We start from the raw sequence: 24,757 nt of genomic DNA on the forward strand, positions 1-24,757 counted from the left end.
TTTTGTCATTCTCACTAGTGTAAAAGTGTCATATGACATTTCTAAATGATGCTAAAAAGGGGAGAGTAACCTACTTCTGGTTAAAAAAAGATGCTTTTATTAACCTCCACAAAACAATCCCGTTCTTGCAGATGCAAGAACGGATTGTTTTGCACTTTTATTTAATATGAGATGGACTTGTTTTTCGAATATGAAAAATAATATCAAATTGCTCAAGCAATGACTTATCAAAGTATGCCGATTCGTTCGGTACGAGTCGTCCCCCTATACTTAGTAATGGTCTTTTTGCTTTAACCCATTTCTCTGCTGGTCCTTTAAGGTGACGGTTATCCAATAAAAACATTTTATATGGTACTTTTCCGAGGGTATAATTGAAACTATTTACATCTTGTGGAATCAGATCCGTTATAATCTTATCTGCGGTGTCGTTGTATAAGGTGAAATTCCCCTCCGTAGTTGTACTGCCAATTGTGACATAATTATTGTCTAAACGTTCCTTCAAATACTTCCCCGCAACATAAGGGTATAATTTCTCATCGATAATTCCTTTAGCTATATGAACATTGTGTCCCCATACCATCGTTTTACCACCCAATGTCTCTTGTGCCCACATTGCATGATCGGCCAAGTATTGCTCATGTAGCTTTAACATACTTGGATAGTCGTTAGGAATTAGCATTGTGGTAAATTTCTCTATTGCACTTACCGTTGCTTTCGCCCAGATGTACTCGGGTGAAGCTATTTCTGTGTTGGCTTGCTTATTCTCATCTTTTAGTAATCGAGCTACTCTCTCAGCGTTTGCCTTGAACTTTTCTTTTATTTCAGGAGCAAGGTCCATATATTCCTGTGTACTTCCATTAAAAGCCGACAATTCTTTATAATTTTCTTCTACTTCTGCCAGCAAATCTGGTCGATGCAGCCTTACATAATCAATTACTTTATTAAAGCAACCTTGGTCCAACTCCTTTAAGTCGAGCCCAATAAATTGGATCTTTTTTTTATTGGATGGATCAGCATTATAATCTTTCATCCACTCAATCATGGCTATAATTTCATCAGTAGGATATAACAAGTTTAAAAATTCCCTAGGGTTTCCTTTTCCTGTTTGGATATATTCATTTAACTTTAAGCCGTTTCCCCAATCTTCTTCCATTGTGAAATTTGTAAAACCCATCTCAGTAACCAAATATTTCACAAGTCGAAACTTCATAGTGAAAATTTCAGAGCTTCCATGAGTATTCTCTCCTAATCCTACATATTGTGCGCTCCCAATCATCTTCTTAAGTGGTTTTAAATCCTCAAATGATTTTGACGGCTCTATCGTTTTTAATGGGTAAGCCTGTGATTGTATTGATTTAACTATATTTTTTTGGATTGATTGGCCTGAATTTTCGACTGCTACTTTTTCGACTGCTACTGTTTGAGCCTTTCCTACTTCTCCACATCCTGTGACTAATAAAGCTGTACTAACCATTGCAATTATTCTTTTCTTATTCATTTTTTTCCACCTCAATTGAATTATTTGTAAAAGCAAGATTGATTCATGTACTTGCACGAATCAATTGCCTTAATTCAATTGTTATCTATCCCATATCATATTTTCTAGTTACATATTGTCATAAGGTTAATTGACACAGGTCATAGGCTAATCATTACACTTTTGTACTATCGGCTATGACAACTTATAAATAATAATTACATTGATGAGTCGCAAGTAAGACTAGATTATAAATTTGGGAGGGATTTTAAAGATGAATTAATCTGTATGCCAAAATATTTTTATTCTAAGTTGTGTCTGTGGAAATGACAGGAAGTAAATTCGATAAACAAATGAATTAAAGAGGAAGGGCGGATTACAATGATATTACACGCAAAATCGTTCCACAATAAAGATAAAATCCAACGTGCTAAAATAGGACTTCAACTCTTTCTGAGTATTTTAATCATTACTTCTATCATCCTAAATGTAGTAGTAATAATTACGAAAAGTATGCCGCTTATTGTGGTATATATGTTTACCCCAGCATTTTCTTCTGTTTTGACTCGCATAATACTGAAAGAAGGGTTTAAAGATGTATCTTTTAGTCTCGGTAACTTAAAGATATGGAAGGGGATTGGTTTTGCTCTGCTAATCCCTATGATTATTTGTGGAATTACTTATTCTATCGCCTGGTTGAGCGGAATTGCGGGGTTTCAGAATCCCGAAGGTGGTATGTTAGAACCAATCTACAATATACTTGGGCTTCAGTATCTAACGGCCCCATTCAGTTTCATTTATCTAGTAGTATTGAGCGGCATTTTCGGAAGTTTGCTTAGCTTAATCCCAGTTTTGGGAGAAGAAATGGGTTGGCGAGGTTATATGCTCACAAGGCTAGTCGATGCAGAGTTTTCACGGCCCATCCTTATTAGTGGATTGATTTGGGCAACGTGGCATGTTCCAATAGTTATTGCTGGTCTATATGTAGAGGGACCATCTGTCCTTCTTTCAGTACTTGGCATCTATTTTTGTATTGTGCCATTCAGTTATATTACAGCCTATTTACGACTTATCACAGGTAGCATTTGGCCTTCGGTTATCATCCATACTACTTGGAATGCCATTATTCAAGGACCTTTCGCACGTGCAAGTACAGGATATCAAACTGAGATTTGGATTGGAGAATCTGGTTTGATAACCGCTATTATTATCTTAATTACTGCAATAATTACGTCTCGAATGGTAAATTTAACTAAATAGCATACGGATTCAATTATCGAGCGCGATTGTTTAATAAGCGTCGCTTTTCTTCTTAAACTCCCATGAAAGAACGTAAAAATCTTTCATTTTCTGTGGTGTAGTGTTGATTTTGCGCTACATGGATGGCTAACGGGGTGCTTTAGTTAAATTTTGATTCACGAAATATCAAACCAAGTTGTACAAAAAAGGTACTGCAATCGCAGTACCTTTTAATATGCTAATTAATTGTTTTTTTAACCTGCGATTTTGCTTTTTGTACTTCAAAACAGAACCCGTTAGTGTTTAGCAAGTTTTTTAATAAGCTTCACGTTTCTTCTTCAATTAAACCAGCTAATAGATTGTCAATAAAAATCTTTTAAATTAAAAAACACTTCATGCTATACTAAAAAGCGCAACCCAAATAACCATCCGAATTCAATTTGGAAGGTTATTGTTGTATTTGAAAATACTGTCACTAAATAGTTTCTTGAAATGGTGTTTTCGTTTTTAAAATAGCATAAATCCAATGTAAAAACTTATTTGCACAAGCAATAGTGGCTACTTTATATGGCTTTCATTCCTCACGTTTTAAATCGTAGAAGGCTCTTAATCGCTTATTTCGTGCTATATTTTCAGGTGTTGTTTTCTTTTTCCGACTATCTCGAATGGAACAACGAACAGCTGTATAAAGCATGTGACGAAGCCTAGTGGAGCCACGTTTAGTAATGTGATTTTTTATATTAAGCGATACAGCAAAACACCCAAGCAATAACAAAGATTCTAATCCGCCTGTTTACCCTACTGCAGGAAAATGGACGGAAATCTCACAGATATGAGAAGAAGACTGTCTTTGATATTATGGGTGTTTCCTATGATTATAATCTATGGCATGCATCCTTAAATTGATGGGCATGGGGTGTGGACTAATTACTAACAAATAAAAAAAGCAACCTCAGAGGAAGCCTCATAAAGTTGCGATCATCGCCTGCATCAATAAGTTTCTGAAAGTGACCTCTCAGTTACTGACGTTACGATTATGAGTCCGCACTACCAGCTCAGAAATCGTAATCACCTACATAGAACTAAATCATAATGACCTTTCGAAAAAAATAAAAATCGTCAGGTCTTTTTGGTGTATCTAAAAATGAGTGTGAAGTGGTGAGGGATATCCCTCACCACTTCACACTCATAAAAATATAAATCATTCTTTAAATAAGGTTGACTAATCGTAAGAAGAGGCTGGAACATAACTAATTAGCTTTTTGTGAAAACCCAATTACATTCAAACAAATCAAGCACTGTATTTAGAAAACCCGAACAATGGCAAAACACCGTATGAGTGTCTTGCAAATTTGTTCGGGTTTTACTTTAGCTAAAATACTTTTGTCCTAGCCTCTTGTGAATTAGGTATTATTAATTTCGTTTACTACTAACTTCTTTTTGCTTAAATAAACTGCTCGATCCGATTTTTTTGCAACTTCTTGTGAATGCGTAACAACAATTACGCATTTATTCTCTTGATGGGCGAGCTCCTGAAACAACTCAATAATCTCTTTTGCTGTTTCTTCATCAAGGTTTCCTGTTGGTTCATCAGCAATAAGTAAATCCACATTGCAAGATAATGCTCGAGCAATTGCTACACGTTGTTGTTGTCCACCACTTAGCTGCAAGATGTTGCGTTTCGCTTCTACTTCTGTGAGTCCTACCTTCTCTAGTAATTCTAATGCTCTTGCTTTTTTATTTTGTACCTTCACACTTGTAATTTCCATTGCCGTTAGTACATTCTGAAGAGCAGTCATATAGGTAATCAAATTATAGGATTGGAAAATTACGGATACATTTTGATTACGGTATCGATCCAAACCAATTTTTCGAATATCCTTGCCATTATATAGTACATAACCATTCTTAGGTATATCCAGCCCACAACCTAAGCTAAGAGTTGTAGTTTTACCAGATCCAGATGGCCCTAAAATCGTATAGAAAAGCCCTTTTTGAAAAGAAAAATTAACATTCTCTAGTATCGTTACTTTTTTTCCGTTACTTTCATAATAATAATCTAAGTTTTTAAATTGTAAAATCGTCTCCATATCGAGCCTCCTTATTCATCTTTTAAAAGGATTTGTTTTGGATTTAAGCGCAGAATAGATAATGCTGGAAGAAGAGTGGCTAATAGAGCAATAGCTAGTCCAATTCCCCCCATTTTCCCTAAATCCTCTCCTGTTATACTTACATCAATTTCATCAATTGGATCTTCTGTTTCATTTTGTAGCGTACCACCAGGTCCAGATACCACAACTGCACCACTATTTTGCGGATTTTCTTCTTCTTCGCTTGCTGTAGCAATTTCGCTCGAAAGTAAGCTATCCCCTATAAATTGAGAAACTTTAGCTCCTGTTGCTAGAGATAATGAAAATGCTAAAATAGCAATACATACTACTTCCACCATGAACTGTGCCATCAATTTCCATTTTTTCTCTCCAATGGACAATAGAATTCCCATTTCCTTACGACGTGATTTAATCGATAACATAATGATTAATCCTAAGATAATAGCACCTGCAATAGATACAATATAGATTATCATTTGAGAAGTAGACGAGATATTTTCGATAGGACCAATCATTTGTTTGTACAATGAATCATGTGCATCTAACTTAAAATACTTAAAATCAATATCAGATTGTTTTGCTTCTTTTTTAAATGCATCAATGTCTAGTGGATCGTTCAAGAAGTACACAACTTGAATGCTACTCATATTACCTTCATCTGCTTCTAATTTTTTTAGAGTAGAGTAAGGCATATATAGCTTATTAGCTGGATCAATAAATGGTGGGGGATTTTGACCCATTCCTTGCTCATCCGTTTCATAAATACCAATAATTTCAACTTCAAGAGTTTTCTTCTTATCCCCTGATTGAATTTTAACCTTATCTCCTACTTTTAATTTGTTTTGTTCCGCTAATCTTTTTTCCATTAAAGCTACATTCTGATCTTCCATCTTTTCTGTAATTGGTTTTCCATCAATGATTTTACTTTTTCCATTTTTAAAACTTTCTTGTAATAAAGTCTTCCGAACTCCTTCTATCAGAAAAGAGGAATTCATATCTATTTCTATAGCTGAACCTGCTGATCCTCTTGCTACACCCGCCATTCCCGCTTTGCCTGCTCCTGCGTCGTCTTCTCCTTCTTCTGGAGCTCCTACTAATTTAAGCCCCTCCGAAGTTCCCATAGTACCGGTTAGATAATTATAGTCTTTTACATACTGGGACTTCGCTAACTGCTCTGCTTCTTTTATGTTGAGATCTGGCACAATAGGCATTTCACCAGTTTCCCTTGCTTGTTTTCCTAATTTATCAAAATCAAGACCTAAAGTAACATCTGCGCCCAGTTTTTTTCTTGCTGAATCAGCAGCTTTTTGTGATGCATTTTGGATTGCGAATCCTCCTAGCACCAAATTTGTTACAATCAGGAAGACCGCCATCAAAATTAATGATGTTCCTATTCTTTTTTTCATACTAAGAATTGCGCGTTTTATAAAATTCATTTTCCTAACCTCCTTGATAGTTATTATTCTAAATATGCTATCTGGAGTTTGTATGAAGTTATTCAGGAGTTCGTATGGAGTTTTTCAGTAGATTGTATGGAGTCAATTTTATTACCCAATTATTTTTTCTTCTTAAATAAATATTTTCGGAATTGGATGATATTTTCTATTTTTTGTTCATTCAATGTGCAATCATAACATCATATTGTTGTAATCCACTTTTTCTGTTGGTGATTGATTGGAGATATTCCCTATTAATGGGTTTATTATAAAGGCTTGTAATGCTAATCCGTAATCACCGGTTACTTCTGTTTCTTCTACACATAGTTCTATAGTTTTCATTACTTTCAGCCATCCTCTTTCAGCCGGTTAAAACGTACCGAAAGCAAATAATAGCAAGTATTTGAACTGGGGATAAAAGAGTGTTCCCCACTTCTCTATTTTCTTGTATGAAGGACTTACCACAGCGATAATGTATTTAAATGCTAATATAGCCATTCACTTTTGCTTCTTTTACTATACAGCCTGGTTACTTGAATCCTTTTTAATCAACGCTCTTTTTGCATTTTCGCCTTCTCTTCCCCAGTTTCTTCAGCCAAGCATCTCGTTCTTCTTTTAATTTTAGTCCACGTTTTTTTGGTGGTGCCGTCTCTTTTTTCACCGAAGGTTTCGCTGCATCGCATGATTCGAAATGTGTGGCATCTATAGCGAGATGTTCATCGTTTAGAAAGCCTTCTGCCATTGCTATTTGTATCAATGTATCTTGCATCACATCAAGTACATCGGATTGACTAATGACATCAATCATTCGAGAATAAGATGCTTCAGAAGGCACAGCATCAGAAACAAGAAATCCACAATCCAAGCGGAATAAAGGATCATTGACCAAACGTTTGTTTAAATCCTTGATTGTTGGAATACGTTCGACAATGCGAACAATGAGTGACTGTATCATAGCATCGTAAATTAATTCACATGGAGCACCGCGTAACGTTTTTTGAAAATAGCTGAAAAATCGGCTGTACGTCGAAAGTGGCAAAAATCAATTCCTAATTCTTGATTTGAATTGATAAAGTTATATAATTTTAGTTAAAAAGGTAAGAGCCGTACTACAGATTATAAGTAGCAAGGCTCTTTAAGTTGTTTCATTTACATCCTTTATCTCGAATCTTGCAATATAGTTTATGCATTAAATACGCCTCAACTACTACACGAATTTTCTCCGCAGAATCATTCCATTGCACCAGTTCTCCTTGGAAATTACTATCTGTCTCTAACCATTTAAAAAAGGGAAGTAAGCTGTTTAAATACGAGATAGCCGAACTTTTACTAACTCGCCCTAAACAATCATGGTAATAATCTGTTAACGGTAAGAATGGCTCATACGCCTTAAATACTAATAATTGATATCTGCTTTTTATATGTTTTGGACAATAGTCATACCAATACAAAATAGATGCCCCCTATATATTAAGACTCGTTCTTGCTTGTAGACAATGTTACATACTATCCCTCTATTTTGACCAACGGAAATAAAAAATGTACACCACTAAAAGTTCATTTTAGTAATGTACATTTTATAATATGTGCAACATATTAAACAAGTAGGTGTGAATTTCAACTTCTTGTACCATTACTTGTCTTTAATAATACAGATTAGACCATTCTTTTTTTAGTATAATAATTTCTTCACCCTAATTTTTCAGTAGCATCCATTAGCAACCTCTGCAAATGTTTTTTCACTTGTAGCCACTCCTGTAGAGTAATGCTGTACATCACAGTATGACGAGTTGTACCATCCTTACGCACCATATGATTACGTAAGACTCCCTCCTTTGTTGCTCCTAGACGCTCAATTGCCCTTTGTGAACGCACATTTTCATGATCTGTTTTAATTTGAACACGCTGTAGATTTAATATCTCAAAGCAATATTGTAATAATAAATATTTGCAATTCGTATTAATAGCCGTACGCCAAAAAGCAGGTGTAATCCATGTAGTACCTATTTCAAGCCGTTTATGCGTGTCATCAATATCCATAAATCGAGTCGAGCCGATGATTTGTCCAGATTTTTTATCCACAATTACGAATGGGAACTCAGTTTTTTCTCGTTTTGTTAGTAATGCCTTATCCACAAATTTATTCACATCGTCCATCTTCTCTATTGCTGTGGACATGTATGACCAAATCTCTGGATAACTACCAGCTTCTAATATTCCTTGCCTATCCTCTTGTGCTAATGGCTTAAGTAATACGACCTCATTTTCTAACGCTAAGAATTCCATTTCGCTTCACTCCTTTTTAATAGTTAACGATAATTCTGATATGATAGATAGAACCAATTTTCAAAAAATATACCGTACCAGGAGGTGCACCGTTTTGGAATTATCGATCTCATTTACGGAAGATTCATCTAAGTACGTGCAAATTTACGAAGAAATAAAGCAGGCCATTTTAAGTAAGAAACTAATGGCCGATGAGCAATTGCCTTCTAAACGGACACTTGCGAAAACGCTTGACGTTAGTGTCCATACAATTAAAGAAGCTTATGAGCAATTACTTGCTGAAGGCTACATCTATAGTAAGGAACGCTCTGGCTATTTTATAGCGCCCTTTGAATTTGAATGGGGGCAGCAGCAAAAACATCACATATCCACAGCTAAACTATCAACTACATATACTATAAAATTTGATTTCAATAACGGACATGTGGATAAGGAGGCTTTTCCATTCACCAGCTGGCATAAGCTGTTGAAAAAGCACTTCAATGTGGATAATTTAACGACAAGTCCTTGGCCAGGAGAAGCTATATTACGGACGGAAATCGCTCGTTATGTTGAACGATCCAGAGGCGTTACTTGTGAGGCATCACAGGTGTTTGTGTATAGTGGTACACAAACTCAGCTTCAAGCTCTATGTCACTTTTTTGGTCCAAAAGCACATGTCGGTTTAGAGGAGCCTGGCTTTAAAAGAGTACGTGCAACATTGCAACAATGTGGATTAACAACTCAGGCTATTCCTGTTGATAACTCTGGGGTTACTATACCGAAAAAATCAATCCACATGTTATACACAACACCCGCACACCAGTTTCCGCTAGGCATGGTTATGCCTGTTGAACGGCGTGCAGCACTTCTGCAATGGGCTACTGCTGAGAAGGCATATATTATTGAAGATGACTATGATTCAGAATTTCGTTATAAGGGGCTCCCTATCCCCTCGTTAGCAAAAATGGATCAGCTTCAACGCGTTATTTATTTCGGAACCTTTTCCAAAACACTTATCCCATCGCTGCGCATAAGTTACATGATTTTGCCTAAATCGTTAGTTGAAGATTTTATTCTTTTTAATCAAGAACAAAAATCTGTTGTCTCTAAAATAGACCAGCTTGTGTTAGCCGATTTTATTGCTCAAGGTTTATTTGATAAGCATTTATCCAAAATGCGCACTATTTATCGCAAAAAGCAACAGACATTACTAGTAGCTATTAACACCCATTTTCCGAATGAATTCGAAGTAATTGGTGAAAAATCTGGACTACACATCGTTATGAAGTTACCAAAATGGCTTTCTGAACAGGAGGCAATTAAGCTTGCACAGGAGGTAGGAATCAAAGTCTACCCATGTTCAACCTCCTATCAGCACGACTCTGAACATGCTATGGTCATTATAGGCTATGGTGGGCTTACCCTTGAGCAAATCAATGAAGGTATCGCGTTACTTGCAACAGTTTGGCAATCATCCATTCCAGCATAATTTCAAAAATTTATAAAAACTATCGAAACCTTTTTAAAACTCTTCTCGTATTTAAAATAAATGCACATATAAGGGGAATAGACAAAATGGAGAATCTCGAGCAATTAGAAAAGTATTTGCAAGAAGTTCAAGCGTGGGAGAAAGATCAAAAAGATTTGTGGTTTTTGGAAAAATTAGGTCGCATTCCGTTTAAAATCTTAGATAAGATGACACCCGCCTTTCTTCAAAATAAGATAGCATTACTAGTTGATGAATTAGGGAGCTATATTCAATCAGGTGGGCAATACTTAATTAGTGAACAGGCTATGTTGCAGAAAATCCGTAACAATTCTTCGTTTCATACTATTTTTGCTATATCCGATATTGGACAAATCCCTTTGGAGGATATGATTGCTCTTAGTGACAAACTCCAAAATGAACGCGTAAAATTAGCAACAGTACAAGGCGCTTCTACCGGCTTTGGTGGTATCTTTACACTGGCTATTGATATTCCTTTTATTTTAGGAATGGCTTTAAAAACATTGCAAGAGATTGCGATCATTCACGGCTATAATCCAAACGATAAAATGGAACGAATTTTCATCGTTAAATGTCTCCAATTCTCCTCTGCTGATATTGTCGGCAAAGAAGCTATATTGAAGGAGCTTTCTTCTATGCATACTACGAATCGTGCAGCGGAGGATATGATTTCACAACTGCAAGGCTGGCAGGAAGTATTTTTTACGTATCGCGATCAATTCGGCTGGAAAAAGCTGTTTCAAATGATTCCGGTAGCTGGGATGATTTTCGGTGCCTATGCAAATAAAGGAATGATTCAGGATGTTGCTGAAGCAGGAATTATGCTCTATCGTAAACGACGTATATATGAGAAAATCAATGAACTAGACAAGCAATAACACTAACTATGCCGGTATAAAAAAGATGACTCTGACATATCCGAGTCATCTTTTCATTGTTTATTCAATATTTATATCTACCAATACATTTTTAAGGCACTTAAGATTCCTTTTTTTACAGATTGCATAATTAAAGAATCCCCAACGTTTGGATTGTAATGCGACCAATCGAAAAAGTTGTCCTCATCTCCGTTATTTCATTCACACCAGGGTTTGATTATTTTATATTTTAATTAATATTTTCCCTTGATGCTGGCGACTTTCCATCAAATCATGGGCTTTCTGCATATCCTCTAATTTAAAGATATTCGCAATAGGTACTTGGAAGCTCTCATCCTTCAGCAATGCAAACATCTCCTGGGTAACTTGTTGGAGCATTTCCGGCTTGGAAGCTCGAGTTGTTCCTAGGCTAAAACCTTTTACATTGCGGCAGCTAATATGTAAATCAGATGTTTTTATATTACCTGCTTTACCACCACTATTTCCAAATTGCACTAGCGTCCCATACAGAGCTAAACAGTTAAAGCTCTCTTCCGTAATATTTCCAGCGATGGAGTCAAAAATAATGTTTACACCTTGACCATCCGTAAATTCATTGACTTGCGCACTAAAATTATCGTATGTCAGTACATGGTGGGCACCTAGTTCATAGGCAATTGTCGCTTTTTTCATATCACTAACTGTGCCAATAATATTTTTAGCACCTAGCTTTTTCGCCATTTGAATAAGCATTGTCCCTACCCCACCAGATGCTGCATGAATTAATACGCTATCATTTGTTCGAATTGGAGCGATTTGATGTGTTAAAAGATAGGATAAAAACAAAACCGTTGGCACAGCGGCTGCCTTTTCCAAAGGGACATCATTTGGAACTTTGAAAACAAGCTGCTCTTTCGCCACCACATATTCTGCATAGGCTCCATCTTTCGGGAATGCAATAACAACATCTCCAGCTTTAAATGCACTTTTTTCATCAAAAACCTCTTCAACTACACCAGCTACATCTAAACCGAGTATCATTGGAAAATTTGCTTTTGCTTTATTACCTGTTCTATTTTTAATATCAGCAAAATTCACACTCGTATATGTCGTACGTATTAACACTTCCCCTGCTAAAATAGTGGGCTTTGGACATTCTACGTACTTTAAAACATCAGAAGTACCAAACTCATTGATGATCACAGTCTTCATAAATTTCTCCCCCCTTGTTATAGTTAGATTATAAAATAGAACAAATTTCACAAAAAGAGACAAAAGGAGATATTAAATGTCCACCTTTCTATCAAAAAATAAAACACTACTTTATTTACTTTCACTCTATTGTCAACAGAAAGGCAACGATTTTCATCACCAGCAATTAGCAACTTTATTAAAGATAAGTCCTAAACAACTGAATCGTTATCTTAAATTGTTTCAGCAACACAATTGGCTTATTTATAATGCCGGGAATGGACGTGGACACTTATCCAAAATTCAATGGCAAGGAGAAATTGAACAAGTTATTGTAGATAAGCTTAAACCTCATCTCTCAACAATGACTATGATGGATTGGGGGGAATTATTTGCATTTCCTAATTTAACAGATTCTTTAGCCGTGAAATTTAAGCATCTATATCAACAAAATTTAAAAAACAATATCCTATATAATGAGCATTTGATTGTACCAATCTACCATCCTATTCACACTTTACAACCGAATCAAGTAAACGATGTTTATAGTGCCGCACTCATATCCAATTTAACAAATCGTTTAGTTGAAGCAGATGCAAATGGTAATATCCTCCCTTCTCTTGCGCACCACTGGAAAATTAACGGAGAAACATTGCGTCTTTATTTACGAAAAAATGTTGCATTCCAGAATGGCGATTTACTAACAGCACAAGATGTAGCTTGGTGTTTACACCAATTACAACATCTACCTTTATGGCAGCCTATTCGAGAAATTATCATTGTTGATATGTGGACAATTGATTTTATTTTTTCGGAGTCTTGCACATATGCACTACACTTACTAACAGATATACAAGCAAGTATCTATAAAATTGTAGATAATGTAGTTTTCGGAACAGGTTCATTTGCAGTATCAAAACATACACCCCATCAAATTGTTTTAGAAGCATATGACAATTATTTTGGCATGCGAGCATTATTGCATACGGTAGAATTAAACATACTTCCAAAAGGATCTAATTCGTTTTATCAAACTAATTTCTCAAATGACACGAATCATAAAAAAATTAATATCCAAAACGGGATTTGTGCAGTCATTTTAAATAAAAATGAAGAAGCTTGTTCTACTAAAGCGCAAAGGCAACATATTAAAAACATCATACACAAACATTTATATAAAGCTATTGAAAAGGATTCTGCATTACAAAATCATTTAAGCAGTTTTAATAAAACTATCTCGACTCTATGTAAAAATGAGATTTTAAAAATCGGTGTACCTAAAGAGAAAATCAATCTAAGCCAACACTTATTTTCATCTTTAACGAAATATGGTTATCACCCACAAATAGAAACATTAACACTATCTCAATATATTAAAGATAGTCTTCAACCCCTTAAGTACGATGCATTTGTTTATACAAATGTCACAACTGTAAAAAGCGCTTTTCACAAATTGCATGACTTGTTCAGCCCTGTTTCTCCAATTTACAAAGTGTGCAAAGAAGATGCTTATTTTATAAATATCTTCGAAAAATTTAAATTAACCACGTTGGCAGAATGGCCGTCACTGTTCGATTCTTTAAACCACTATTTAATTGAAGAAGCTATTTTGATACCATTATTTACACATCTCGATGATATTCCGTTTGCCAACGATATTTTAGAATTGGACTTCAACCACTTAGGGCATATCAACCTTTCAACAATTTGGTATGACAAGGAGGAATTATGATGAAAATTAAACCGAGAAAAGAACAATACAACGATGTACCATACAATTACTTTGATAACGAAAGTGACAGGGTATGCTTTATGTTCTTTGGCACTGGCTATTCGTATGAAAAACCACTTCTTTATTATTCAACTGAGCTGATGCTAGAACTTGGCTATGATGTAGTACAAGTATGCTATACGTTTGATTCGCAACAATTTGAACAGGAGCCAGAAGCTATTTCAGCAATGGTTTATAATGCCGCAAACCCTATTGTGGAATATATTTTAAGTACCAAATCTTATACCGAAGCTGTATACATAGGAAAATCACTCGGAACATTACCGATCACCGATTTTTATATGCAGCGAGTGTCATCTGTTCCTTCTCGTTATGTGCTTTTGACACCCCTACTGTCACTTGATCATGTAATGAAAAATTTGCTTGGAAAGCAGGCATTTCTAGCAATCGGTACTGCTGATCCTCATTATTCTAAAGAAAGATTAGGACTACTTTCTTCATTCGAGCTTACTATTGTAGAAAACGCTGACCATTCTCTTGAAATAAAAAATCATACAGTAGCGTCAGTGATTCTTTGCCAATCACTTTTAACGGAGCTTAAAGCTTATCTTCAATAATGTCGGAACATTTTCGTGAAATATCGGAATCTTTTCTGAATTTATCGGAACATTTTAGAAGTTTATCGGAACAATCCTAAGATTTATCGGAATGTTTTTAATTCTTTATTCAACATCTTACCAAAATTGAAAATATATGCTACACTATCGAAAATACATTGAAGAGAAGAGTAAATAAGGTTGTTCTTCCCAGAGAGCTCGGGTTTCTGAAAACGAGTAAGAACGAATTATCGAAACAAGTCTCGGAGTAGCGCATTGGATTTCTGTTTGAATGATGGTGCGACGGGAACTCCCGTTACAGAGAAACAGTATAAGCATAAGTATTTATGCCGTACTGAAAAGGCTATTATGGTAACATAATAGTGAACTAGGGTGGCACCACGTGAGTATAAATTCCACAATCTCGTCCCTAAGACAAATCGTCTTGGGGGTGGGATTTTTTTGTTTTAGTTACTTGTCATAACTACAAGGAGGAATTTATATGGGCGTGAATAAATTAATAGAAAAGTGGCGTTATCCGGCTATATTATTGTTTAGTATTGGTGTTTCCAGCGTTGGAAGCTGGATATATTTTATAGCTTTAAATCTAATTGTTTTAAACCTTACAGGATCTGCTATTGCTGTGTCCGGCTTATATATCGTTAGAGCGTTATCTACACTTTTTACCAGTTTTTGGTCAGGTAGTTTGATAGATCGTTTAAATAAAAAATATCTCATGATTGTTCTCAATCTTTTCGAATCTTTACTAATTGTCACACTACCTTTCTTCTCTACTTTGACTTGGATATATTTTATGGTCTTTGTTATCACAATGGCTAGTTCTATGTATCATCCGACTTCCATGACCTACATTACGAAATTGATACCCGTTGAACAAAGAAAACGTTTTAACTCGCTTCGTAGCTTACTTGATTCCGGCGCATTCGTAACTGGTCCAGCTATTGCAGGACTGCTATTTACGATTGGAACGCCTAATATGGCAATTTACTTAAATGCCATTGCTTTATTTTTATCAGCCTGTATTACATTTGGGATGCCTAATGTTGAAGCCAATCAACAGCTGGCTAGTAAAGCTGTTGATGAGAAAATTTCCTATAAGATATTATTCAATGATTGGAAGCTTGTTATAAGATTCAGCCTTAAAAATCCCTATATTATGATGATCTATCTTTTATTTAGTGCGATGATTGTTATGATGACAGCGACGGATTCTTTAGAAGCTGCTTTTGCTACTCAAGTACTATCATTATCCGAAGGTGAATACGGTGTTTTGGTGGGTATAGCAGGTGTTGGAGTATTAGTTGGTTCTTTAATGAATACAGCCATCGTTGAAAAAATACCAACTGCTTGGCTTATAGGTTTTGGGTCATTAATAACAGCATTAGGCTATTTAATTTTTACATCCTCTTATATATTTCTTATCGCTTCTTTAGGATGCTTTATTTTGTCCTTTGCGATGGCCTTTGCCAATACGGGCTTCTATACGTTTTATCAAAACAATATTCCTGTCGATAGCATGGGGAGAATAGGCAGTATTTATGGTTTTGTAGAAGCCTTGTTTATTATTATCATCACTGCCATCTTTGGTGTTGCCGCTGAAATTACATCTATTCGATACGTTGTTGTATGTGCAGCCATTATTATGTTTGTGGTAGCATCTGTACTGCTAATTTTTAATGTTCAACCTTCGAAGGTCAGATTTTATAGAAATATTTCTAAGATTAATGACTAGACGCAATTTTATTTTATTGCTTTCGCTTCGCTTTCACACGCGGAAGCAATAGCGTTATAAAAATAGTAGCACCTCCTATTAGAGGTGCTACTAAAATGTTGGGATAAGACATAATGGCATTTTACAGATGTATCAATATCTTTATTTGTCGCTTTGGCTCTGCTATCCGTCACTTTGACGATTCTATCCGTCACTTTGATGGTTCTATCCACGATTTTGGCGGTTCTATCCACGATTCGGGCGAGGCTATCCACGATTTTGGCGGTTCTATCCACGATTCGGGCGAGGCTATCCACGAATTTGGTGGTTCTATCCACGATTCGGGTGAGGCTATCCACGACTTTGATGGTTCTATCCACGATTCGGGCGAGGCTATCCACGATTTTGGCGGTTCTATCCACGATTCGGGCGAGGCTATCCACGATTTTGGCGGTTCTATCCACGATTCGGGCGAGGCTACCCACGACTTTGGTGGTTCTATCCACATCTTCGGCCTCTCTATCCGTCGCTTCAGCTGTTTCTTCCGTCGCTCTGATTTCTTTCCGTCACCTTGGCTCTTCTTTCCGCCACTTTGACGATTCTATCCGTCGCTTCGGCTCTTCCTTCCGTCGCCCTGGCTCTGCCTTCCATCGTTCTGACTGTTCTTTCCGTCGCTTTGGCTGTTCCTTCCGTCGCTCTGATTTCTTTCCTTCGTTCTGACTGTTCTTTCCGTCACTTCGGCTGTTCCTTCCGTCGCTCTGATTTCTTTCCGTCGCTTTGACTGTTCCTTCCGTCGCTTTGACTGTTCCTTCCGTCGCTTTGACTGTTCCTTCCGTCGCTCTGGCTCTGCTTTCCGTCGCTCTGCTTTCTTTCCGTCGCTCTGCTTTCTTTCCGTCGCTTCGGCTGTTCTTTCCGTCGCTTTGACTGTTCCTTCCGTCGCTTTGACTGTTCCTTCCGTCGCCCTGGCTCTACTTTCCGTCGCTCTGATTTCCTTCCGTCGCTTCAGCTGTTCCTTCCGTCGCTCTGGCTCTACTTTCCATCCCTCTGATTTCCTTCCGTCGCCCTGGCTCAGCTATCCGTCGATTCGACTGTTCTTTCCGTCGCCCTGGCTCTGCTTTCCGTCGCTTCGACTCTTCCATCCAAATTTAAGGCTGAAATGTCTGGCATTCACTTCACCTTAAAATCTCCGTTTACCTTATCAAAACAAAAAGGGCATGAATTCAATATTACTATTGATTCATGCCCTTAAAATATTAGTACGCTAAGCCGAATAGCGCTTTAATGTGTGTAAGATAGCGAATGTTAGACGCTTCTTTCATAAGTGTTGCAGGAAGACCTTTAAGTTCTGTGTTGCTAGCACCGATAGTCGCAACAGCGTCTTTACGGCCTAAGCTTGCAAGTGTACCAGAGTTAATGGCAGAGAAAGGTTTCATATCTTGATTTTTGTATTGTGCGAATAGGTTGTATCCAGCGCACTCACCCATTTGCCATGCAACTTGAGCAGTTGGTGCGTATAGTGGACGTCCACCATCAGCTGGCAATGCTACAGATGCGTCACCGATTACGAATACGTCATCGTGAGATGTAGATTGTAAGAATTCGTTAATCGTAGCTTTACCGCGGTCTGCTGCAAGGCCAGACTCGCCTACCATTGGAAGTGGAGCTACCCCACCTGTCCAAATAAGCGTGTTGGCAACGATTGGTTCGCGATCTTTAAGAGAGATGACATTACCATCAACACCTGTTACAGGAGTGCTAGTAATGAATTCAACGCCACGTTTTGTTAAGCTTTCAGTAGCACGTTGGATAAGTACATCTGGAAGTACTGGTAAGATTTTTGGACCCGCTTCAACAAGTTTGATTTTAAGGTCAGCAAAGTTAACACCGTGTTTTGCTGCGATTTTCGGGAAGTTGTCCACGATTTCACCAACAAGCTCTACACCTGTTAAACCGCCACCACCGATAACGATTGTTGCATCTGCTTCGTCTTTTGTTTGCGCGTATGCTTTAATACGGTCTTCGATGTGTTTGTTAATTTTGTTTGCTTCGTTCACTGATTTAAGTACCATTGAATTTTCTTCTAATCCTGGGATACCGAAGAATCCAGTTTGGCTACCTAAAGATACTACTAAAGTATCGTAATTTAAAGTATAACCAGTATCTAGGTCAACTTTTTTATTGTCTACATTGAATTTTGTTACTTTAGCAATTTGTAAATCAATATCTAAACCTTTAAAGATTTTTTTAAGTGGTAAAGCAACAGCACCTTCAGCAATAGTACCACCAGCTAAACGGTGAAGTTCAGTGATGATTTGGTGTGTTGGGAATTGGTTTACTACAGTAATTTTAGCTTCATCTGCTGATAAATATTTGCGTGCAGTTAATGCAGTTAAAACGCCAGCGTAACCAGCACCTAAGATGACGATTTCTTTTGACATGATTAATTAATCCTCCGTCCGTACGTTTTGAATATATCTCAAGTCGAGTCTTATTTAGCTTTACGTTCAGCGTTTACTTGTAAGAAAGCATTAACAAAACGGAAAACACCTTGAACTTGTGGGTCTTTTAACATTTTCATAAGACCGAATAAACCAATCGCTTCTTGGCTTTCAGACGCACGGTCTTTCGCTTCAATTGCAGTAGCTGCAAGGTTTTTAGCTGAGCCTACTACTGGGCCTGCCATTTCTGTTACCGCACTAACAGTATCATTTTTCAGTACTTCGTCAGTTGAAACAGCTTGAGCAAACTCATATGATTTTGTTAACAACGTCATCATTTCAGTTAACTTTGGTAATTGTTCAACTAAAGTTGTAAGTGATTCCTGAACCTCAGGCTTTAATAATTGATCTAGCACATCCAATTGTTCTTGACTCACAGTTAATTGTTCAGACTGTGTTTGGTTATTCGTTTCTGACATTTTGAACTCTCCTTTGCCATCACTATCACTATTTTAATTTTTATTACTTCCATGTAAAAAAGACCATTAAGGCACTTCTTAACAGTCGTTACAGCGCGTATATCTTACAAATCACCAGTCTCAAGAACTGGATAGCAATTCGTATAATTTGTTATTACAATGTTAACTTTATTTTGCAAAAAGCGCATCATAATTCCATCCTATCTTGTCTTGGTGACGTTACAACCTCCATTATAAGACTGTTTGTACATTATTTCAATGAGCTAAATCACAATTTCGACAATCTTTTCAAAATTCATTGATTTGTAACTATATATCGTAGTTAAGTTTTCTTTTTGTCCCTACTGATAAAGAAGGATCCGTTCCGGTTGCCTCTGGACGTTTAGTCTATTTAAATTTCCCCTGCATCCTGCATGTAATACTTAATAAATAAAAATTTATCGCCTACATTTTTTGATTTATCGACCAACTTTTTAAGTTTATCGACTACTAATTACGTTTTATCACCCAAATTGCCTCATTTATCGATCAATTGGCCTTTCCTTTTATCAAAAAAAACCTGTTAGAAGAAAAATTCTACTAACAGGTCTAACTATCATAATTATTTAGTTGGTTTTTTCAAATCCATTGAAGTCGCTGTGCTTTCAATTTTAACGCGTTTTAAGAAGAACGCTAGCACAAGTGCAATAACTGTAATACAAGCTGCAATGAAGAATGAGTGTGTAATACCATCTAATAAAGCCGTTTGCTTTATCTGATCCAGCATTTGTTGCATTTGTTCTGGTGTTGATGCGACACCTGATTGCGATGCATTGACTTTTGCTTCTGCAATTAATTCTTCTACTCTTGCTTTTGTACGGTTATTCATGAACGTTACCATCACGGCACTACCAATCGCCCCCGCCACTTGCTGTACAGTATTATTAATAGCTGTACCATGCGGGTTCATCATTTGTGGTAATTGGTTTAAACCGTTTGTCATAATCGGCATCATCACCATTGATAATCCAAACATACGAATTGTGTACAAGGATACAATAAATGTATAGCTTGAATCTATTTCTAACTTTGTTAAACCGAATGACGCAATGGTTGTAATCGTTAAACCGATAATCGCTAGTATACGCGGTCCAAATTTATCGAACAGTTTCCCTGTAATCGGCGACATAATCCCCATTACAAGTGCCCCTGGAAGCATCATTAAGCCTGCTTTAAATGGATCAATTCCACGAATCGATTGTACATAAGCAGGAGTTAAAATCATCCCAGAGAACATAGCCATTGAGACGATAACCGAGATAGCTGATCCCAATGCAAACATTGGGTATTTATAAATACGTAATTCTAGTAAAGGCTGATCCATACGTAGTTGTTTAAATATGAAGATGATTAAAGCAAGAAGGCCCGCTGAAATTGTGCCATATACCCAAGGACTTGACCAGCCCTTATCCCCTGCAGCACTGAAACCATATAGTATACCACCGAATGCAATTGTTGATAATAGTACTGATGGGACATCTAAATGAACTTTACGTGTCTCCATTACGTTATCTAATTTCCAAATACCAAACAATAAGCTAATGACAGCAAACGGAATGATCATTTGGAATAGCATACGCCAATCATGGTGCTCAACAATATAGCCTGATAATGTAGGGCCGATTGCTGGTGCAGAAATCATCACTAGACCGAAAATACCCATTGCTGCCCCGCGTTTTTCTTTTGGGAAACTAATCAGCATTACATTCATTAGAAGTGGTGACATACTTGCAGCACCTGCTGCTTGCACCATACGACCAGCTAAAAGTGTACCGAAGTTAGGTGCAAAACCAGCCATAGCCGTACCAATTGTAAAGACTAACATCGCTGCAATAAATAAATGTCTATTTTTAAAGCGTGTTACAAAAAATGCTGAAGCCGGTACTAAAATACCACTTACAAGCATATAACCAGTTGCGAGCCATTGTACGGATGAATACGTTATACCAAAATCTTTCATGATTGTTGGTAATGCAACATTTAACAATGTGTTATTTAGAAAAGCAACAAAAGCACCCACAAACAAAATACTAATCATGCCATAGGGGGGCTTTTTCAATGTTTGCTCACTATTCATTTATATCCCTCAATTCTTTCTTTGTTTTTTCGATAAAACTTATTTTATACTCGTAGTCTATTTTTTTCAACCGTTAAGATTATAAATTTTAAAAAACATTGATATATAGGCGTTTTCAATATAGAATAAGAGTATAATATTTTAAAAAAGGTGAGGTTATGAACAAAAGAAAAAGACAAATCATTACAGCTGCCCGTGCTCTTTTTATTGAAAAAGGAATCGTGGATGCATCGATTAATGACATCATTAATGCAGCAAAAATTTCAAAGGGCACATTTTATAATCATTTTCCCTCTAAAAATGAATGTTTAATCGCCATATTAGATGAAGGGCGCGAAGAGGCAAGTAATCGCCGCCACGAACTTCTTTACGGTAAGGATCCTACTGATTTGGAAGTATTAACACAGCAAGTTGCAGTTCTCATGTATGTCAATCGAGAACATAATTTAATTCAAATTTTTGAATCGATTTTCCATTCAAGGGATAATGAATTAAAAAAAATAATTTTAAACTATCATTTACAAGAGTTGGAGTGGCTAGCCAGTCGACTTGTACAAGTTTTTGGAGAAGAAATTAGTCCAATTAGCTATGAATGTGCCGTGCAGACACTTGGTATGATTAACCTTACATTGCGCGCAGTCTTAATTGCTGACTATAAATATATAAATCGCGAAGCCATTGTACGTGTAGCATTACGCAATATTAGCGTAATTATACCCGTTATGCTTGAATCAAAAGAAATCATCATTAGTACGGAAATGATCAATACGATCCAAAACGTCGTGAATTTTAAAACAGTTGATAAGGAAACGGTCATCGAACAATTAACAGGCTTTAAAAAAGGATTAGCTAAGAACGAAACAGTAGAAGGGTTAGAATACGTGGAATTCTTATTAGAGGAATTACAGCGTGAGAAACCAAAGCTCTTTATTATCGAATCACTTCTTACACCTTTCCGTAAAGCATTCGTTGGAACCGTACACGCAGAAGAAGCACGTGATATCGCTAATAGCTTATGGCGCTACGTAAAAATTGAGCGACCATCAGAGCGCTGCTTAAAATAACCACATAAACAAAAGGAGCTATATAGAAAGTCAAACATTCACGACTTTCCATATAGCTCCTTTTTTCGGCTTCTATCCTATTACAATAATTTTATTTTACGATTTTTCCCTAGCCAAAAACCTACTATTTACATGTAAATTTCAATACAAAAATTGTACCTTCCGCTCCTGATTGGACACTAATGGTTCCCCCATGTAAATCGATTAACTGTTTAGTAATAGCCAATCCTAGACCTGTACCCGCTGTATCGTCCGTAGTATTCGTACCTCGATAATACCGCTCGAAAAGGTTATCAAGCTCTTCTTGGGGAATTCCCGGACCCTGGTCGGCAATTGTCAGCATAATCTCCTTGCCTATATTTTGCGCTTCTACGTTAACCTTTGTGCCATCAGGCGTATACTTTTTAGCATTGGTAATAAGATTATCTAAAATACGCTTTAATAAAAGCTCGTCCGCTTCCAGCACAACATCACCATAAACATTTACAGACACTTGCTCATCTGCAAATTGAGGTAACCATACGTTGAGTGGGATCAACACTTTCTCAAGCTGGATCGCTTTATTTTTTAATTGGTACGTATAGGTTAAGTCTTGTATAAGGGCATCCATATACGTTGCCTTCTCCTGCATCGTAGTTGCAAAGACGCGCATTTCTTCCTTCGTCCACTCATAGTCCTTAGAGGCAAGCATTGTTGAATAACCATAAATAGAGCTTAACGGTGTCTTTAAATCATGGGATAAGCCTGTTATCCATTCCTCACGTAATTGCTCTCCTTGTTTAATCTGTCTTTCATTGAAGGAAAGACGATCTGATAAATTATTAATCGATTCATCCACTGGATGGAATAACTTAAATTTCCTTTTTAACTTCCCTGTCTTCCGATCATGGATACTTTTATCTCTTACTTTCCTGTAGTCAAACTGAGTTAGTAGTTCGATACGAGATATTACATAAACAAGCGGACGAACAAATTGACGGGAAATACTAACCGATAAAAAGAGGATCCCTATTAACAATATAATATGTCCGCCAAAGAAGACGGAAACAAATAAAACCATTGCTTTATTAAAAGGCTCATCAAATGGCTTATACGATGGATTAGGCATACGTACAACTAGTGTTGAGCCATCCTCTAAAGCAACATTTCGCGTAAGCTCTTTATACTCAAAAATATCGTAGTTCTCTTCCAGCAATTGAGGCTTATGGAGTTTTTTATGGCGCTCGCCTATGACTTCTACACGATCCCACTGCTCATTATAGATTTCAACTGAGGCTTTCTTATCCTGTAAACGTTGGAGCAGTTCTGAAGGAATCTCTCTTTTATTCTTCCAATCCTGAACTACTTCCTCAAAAAGCGGTTGGACAGGTAAAGCCGGAAGGAATAACAAATGATATTTAGGAATCTCCCACGTGTGCATTCCCGGCCGTTTAATGGTCATTATTTCGTTATCTGTCATACTACATAGTTCACACGTGTCTCCCGTGTAATCAACAATGTCCATCGATTGATTGAACAAATATAATTGTCCTAAGTTCTCCTCGGCTCGCTTCACTAAATAATCAGCAATCTTAATGGAGTCCCCTTTTTCTACAACAGCATCATCTTTAATTTCGGAGGAAGACATTATATGAATATCGTCACCGACATGACGATTTATAAAGATAGCGAAAAATACCAAACTTATAATAAAGCCTGTAATGATTAGTAAATAAAAAATGATGAAATAAGATACAAAACGAAGCGTTAATCTTCTAGCTGGCTTCATGAATGAACATCTCCAACAAGTTTATAACCAATACCCCTCACAGTAATAATGCAGGTTGGTTTACCTGGGTTCTTTTCTATTTTTTCTCGCAGTTTTCGAATATGCACCATCACGGTATTATCATCAAACAAACAGTCACCCCACACACGCTCGTAAATTTGCTCTTTTGATAATACTTGCCCCACATTTTCGCATAAATATTTCAATAAATAAAATAACCTACCGCTAATAATTTCCTTTGTGCCATTTACAGTCACCTCTGCCGCATCTATATCGAATGTAAATCGACTGCATGAAAATAAATGACTTTCGGGTACATCTTTTTTCTTTATATATCTTGTAAGCTGGACCTTCACCCTCGCAACAAGCTCAAGTGGATTAAACGGCTTCGTAATATAATCGTCTGCACCGTTCATAAAACCACGAAGCTTATCTGCATCACTAGCTTTTGCAGTTAAAAAGAATATAGGTGCTTCACTTTGCTCTCGAATCATATTCGCCATATCAAGTCCACTACCATCCGGGAGCATAATATCTAATAGATAAAAATCAAAAACCTTCATTTCAATTTTCTTTTTTGCTTCTTGAACGGATTCGCAGAGAGTAATGTTTAAAAACCCTTCTTTTCTTAATATAATTTCAATCATTTCTGCAATTGCACGTTCGTCCTCTAATACTAAAATTGAAGCGTCTTGCATGCTATCACCTTCTTTTAAGATTACTTTAAGGTACTCATTATTTCACCA

The 24,757-nt window shown here is 36.7% G+C and carries 20 protein-coding genes, 2 pseudogenes and 1 other annotated feature; of the genes and pseudogenes, 7 read left to right on the forward strand and 15 right to left on the reverse strand.

Going from position 1 to position 24,757, the window contains the following annotated elements; all coding sequences use genetic code 11:
• Positions 1-157: 157 nt before the first annotated feature.
• Complete coding sequence (locus tag ACQKN2_RS11685) at positions 158-1,498, reverse strand: erythromycin esterase family protein (RefSeq protein WP_427415126.1); 1,341 nt, start codon at positions 1,496-1,498, stop codon at positions 158-160.
• Between the two features lie 360 nt (positions 1,499-1,858).
• Between ACQKN2_RS11685 and ACQKN2_RS11690 the strand changes: the two genes are divergently transcribed.
• Complete coding sequence (locus ACQKN2_RS11690) at positions 1,859-2,737, forward strand: CPBP family intramembrane glutamic endopeptidase (protein ID WP_427415127.1); 879 nt, start codon at positions 1,859-1,861, stop codon at positions 2,735-2,737.
• Positions 2,738-3,191: 454 nt separating this feature from the next.
• On the opposite strand, the pseudogene ACQKN2_RS11695 reads toward ACQKN2_RS11690, so the two are convergent.
• From ACQKN2_RS11695 to ACQKN2_RS11725, 7 genes and pseudogenes are all read right to left on the reverse strand, one after another.
• Positions 3,192-3,443 (reverse strand): annotated as a pseudogene (locus tag ACQKN2_RS11695) (IS110 family transposase); the annotation flags it as partial.
• Positions 3,444-4,119: 676 nt separating this feature from the next.
• Positions 4,120-4,806, reverse strand: coding sequence for an ABC transporter ATP-binding protein (locus tag ACQKN2_RS11700; protein ID WP_427415128.1), 687 nt, complete (start codon positions 4,804-4,806; stop codon positions 4,120-4,122).
• An 11-nt stretch (positions 4,807-4,817) separates the two neighbouring features.
• Entirely contained in the window at positions 4,818-6,263 is a 1,446-nt protein-coding gene (locus ACQKN2_RS11705) for an ABC transporter permease (protein WP_427415129.1), read from the reverse strand.
• 119 nt (positions 6,264-6,382) lie between these two features.
• Positions 6,383-6,521 (reverse strand): annotated as a pseudogene (locus tag ACQKN2_RS11710) (serine protease); the annotation flags it as partial.
• Positions 6,522-6,807: 286 nt separating this feature from the next.
• Entirely contained in the window at positions 6,808-7,302 is a 495-nt protein-coding gene (locus ACQKN2_RS11715; protein WP_427415130.1) for a transposase, read from the reverse strand.
• A gap of 106 nt (positions 7,303-7,408) precedes the next feature.
• Positions 7,409-7,714 carry a hypothetical protein gene (locus tag ACQKN2_RS11720; protein ID WP_427415131.1) on the reverse strand — a complete coding sequence of 102 codons (306 nt, stop codon included), beginning with the start codon at positions 7,712-7,714 and terminating at the stop codon, positions 7,409-7,411.
• 238 nt (positions 7,715-7,952) lie between these two features.
• Positions 7,953-8,549: a GNAT family N-acetyltransferase gene (locus ACQKN2_RS11725; protein ID WP_427415132.1), complete on the reverse strand. Its 597-nt coding sequence runs from the start codon at positions 8,547-8,549 to the stop codon at positions 7,953-7,955.
• Between the two features lie 94 nt (positions 8,550-8,643).
• Here ACQKN2_RS11725 and ACQKN2_RS11730 point away from each other — a divergent pair, with 94 nt between their 5' ends.
• Positions 8,644-10,020: a PLP-dependent aminotransferase family protein gene (locus ACQKN2_RS11730; RefSeq protein ID WP_427415133.1), complete on the forward strand. Its 1,377-nt coding sequence runs from the start codon at positions 8,644-8,646 to the stop codon at positions 10,018-10,020.
• 86 nt (positions 10,021-10,106) lie between these two features.
• Positions 10,107-10,916 (forward strand): EcsC family protein, encoded by an 810-nt coding sequence (locus ACQKN2_RS11735; protein WP_427415134.1) that lies wholly within the window; start codon positions 10,107-10,109, stop codon positions 10,914-10,916.
• Positions 10,917-11,138: 222 nt separating this feature from the next.
• Here ACQKN2_RS11735 and ACQKN2_RS11740 read toward each other — a convergent pair whose 3' ends face one another.
• Positions 11,139-12,107, reverse strand: coding sequence for a quinone oxidoreductase family protein (locus tag ACQKN2_RS11740; RefSeq protein ID WP_427415135.1), 969 nt, complete (start codon positions 12,105-12,107; stop codon positions 11,139-11,141).
• Between the two features lie 76 nt (positions 12,108-12,183).
• On the opposite strand from ACQKN2_RS11740, the gene ACQKN2_RS11745 reads away from it, so the two are divergent.
• The 3 genes from ACQKN2_RS11745 (at position 12,184) to ACQKN2_RS11755 (ending at position 16,167) form a co-directional block, all read left to right on the forward strand.
• Complete coding sequence (locus tag ACQKN2_RS11745; protein WP_427415136.1) at positions 12,184-13,818, forward strand: ABC transporter substrate-binding protein; 1,635 nt, start codon at positions 12,184-12,186, stop codon at positions 13,816-13,818.
• A complete protein-coding gene (locus ACQKN2_RS11750; RefSeq protein ID WP_427415137.1) occupies positions 13,815-14,435 on the forward strand; it encodes a hypothetical protein in 621 nt (206 codons plus the stop codon). The genes ACQKN2_RS11745 and ACQKN2_RS11750 overlap by 4 nt, the downstream gene beginning before the upstream one ends.
• Positions 14,436-14,584: 149 nt before the next feature.
• Positions 14,585-14,849: a binding site (T-box leader), on the forward strand.
• 67 nt (positions 14,850-14,916) lie between these two features.
• A complete protein-coding gene (locus ACQKN2_RS11755; protein ID WP_427415138.1) occupies positions 14,917-16,167 on the forward strand; it encodes an MFS transporter in 1,251 nt (416 codons plus the stop codon).
• Positions 16,168-16,175: 8 nt separating this feature from the next.
• Here the strand turns inward: ACQKN2_RS11755 and ACQKN2_RS11760 are convergent, their stop codons facing one another.
• The 4 genes from ACQKN2_RS11760 to ACQKN2_RS11775 form a co-directional block, all read right to left on the reverse strand.
• Positions 16,176-16,652, reverse strand: coding sequence for a hypothetical protein (locus tag ACQKN2_RS11760; protein ID WP_427415139.1), 477 nt, complete (start codon positions 16,650-16,652; stop codon positions 16,176-16,178).
• A 747-nt stretch (positions 16,653-17,399) separates the two neighbouring features.
• On the reverse strand, positions 17,400-18,584 hold the full coding sequence (locus ACQKN2_RS11765; protein WP_427415140.1) for an NAD(P)/FAD-dependent oxidoreductase: 1,185 nt from the start codon (positions 18,582-18,584) through the stop codon (positions 17,400-17,402).
• A 50-nt stretch (positions 18,585-18,634) separates the two neighbouring features.
• Positions 18,635-19,063: a DUF1641 domain-containing protein gene (locus tag ACQKN2_RS11770; protein ID WP_323651041.1), complete on the reverse strand. Its 429-nt coding sequence runs from the start codon at positions 19,061-19,063 to the stop codon at positions 18,635-18,637.
• A 601-nt stretch (positions 19,064-19,664) separates the two neighbouring features.
• Positions 19,665-21,179 carry a DHA2 family efflux MFS transporter permease subunit gene (locus ACQKN2_RS11775; RefSeq protein ID WP_427415141.1) on the reverse strand — a complete coding sequence of 505 codons (1,515 nt, stop codon included), beginning with the start codon at positions 21,177-21,179 and terminating at the stop codon, positions 19,665-19,667.
• Positions 21,180-21,337: 158 nt separating this feature from the next.
• On the opposite strand from ACQKN2_RS11775, the gene ACQKN2_RS11780 reads away from it, so the two are divergent.
• Entirely contained in the window at positions 21,338-22,243 is a 906-nt protein-coding gene (locus ACQKN2_RS11780) for a TetR/AcrR family transcriptional regulator (protein WP_427415142.1), read from the forward strand.
• 124 nt (positions 22,244-22,367) lie between these two features.
• Here ACQKN2_RS11780 and ACQKN2_RS11785 read toward each other — a convergent pair whose 3' ends face one another.
• Together ACQKN2_RS11785 and ACQKN2_RS11790 are read right to left on the reverse strand one after the other, a co-directional pair.
• Positions 22,368-24,011 (reverse strand): sensor histidine kinase, encoded by a 1,644-nt coding sequence (locus ACQKN2_RS11785; protein ID WP_427415143.1) that lies wholly within the window; start codon positions 24,009-24,011, stop codon positions 22,368-22,370.
• Positions 24,008-24,709 (reverse strand): response regulator transcription factor, encoded by a 702-nt coding sequence (locus tag ACQKN2_RS11790; protein WP_427415144.1) that lies wholly within the window; start codon positions 24,707-24,709, stop codon positions 24,008-24,010. Before ACQKN2_RS11790 ends, ACQKN2_RS11785 begins: the two co-directional genes overlap by 4 nt.
• Between the last annotated feature and the right edge of the window lie 48 nt (positions 24,710-24,757).

Source organism: Lysinibacillus sp. NPDC093688 (genome assembly GCF_050280145.1).
Lineage (GTDB): Bacteria > Bacillota > Bacilli > Bacillales_A > Planococcaceae > Lysinibacillus > Lysinibacillus xylanilyticus_B.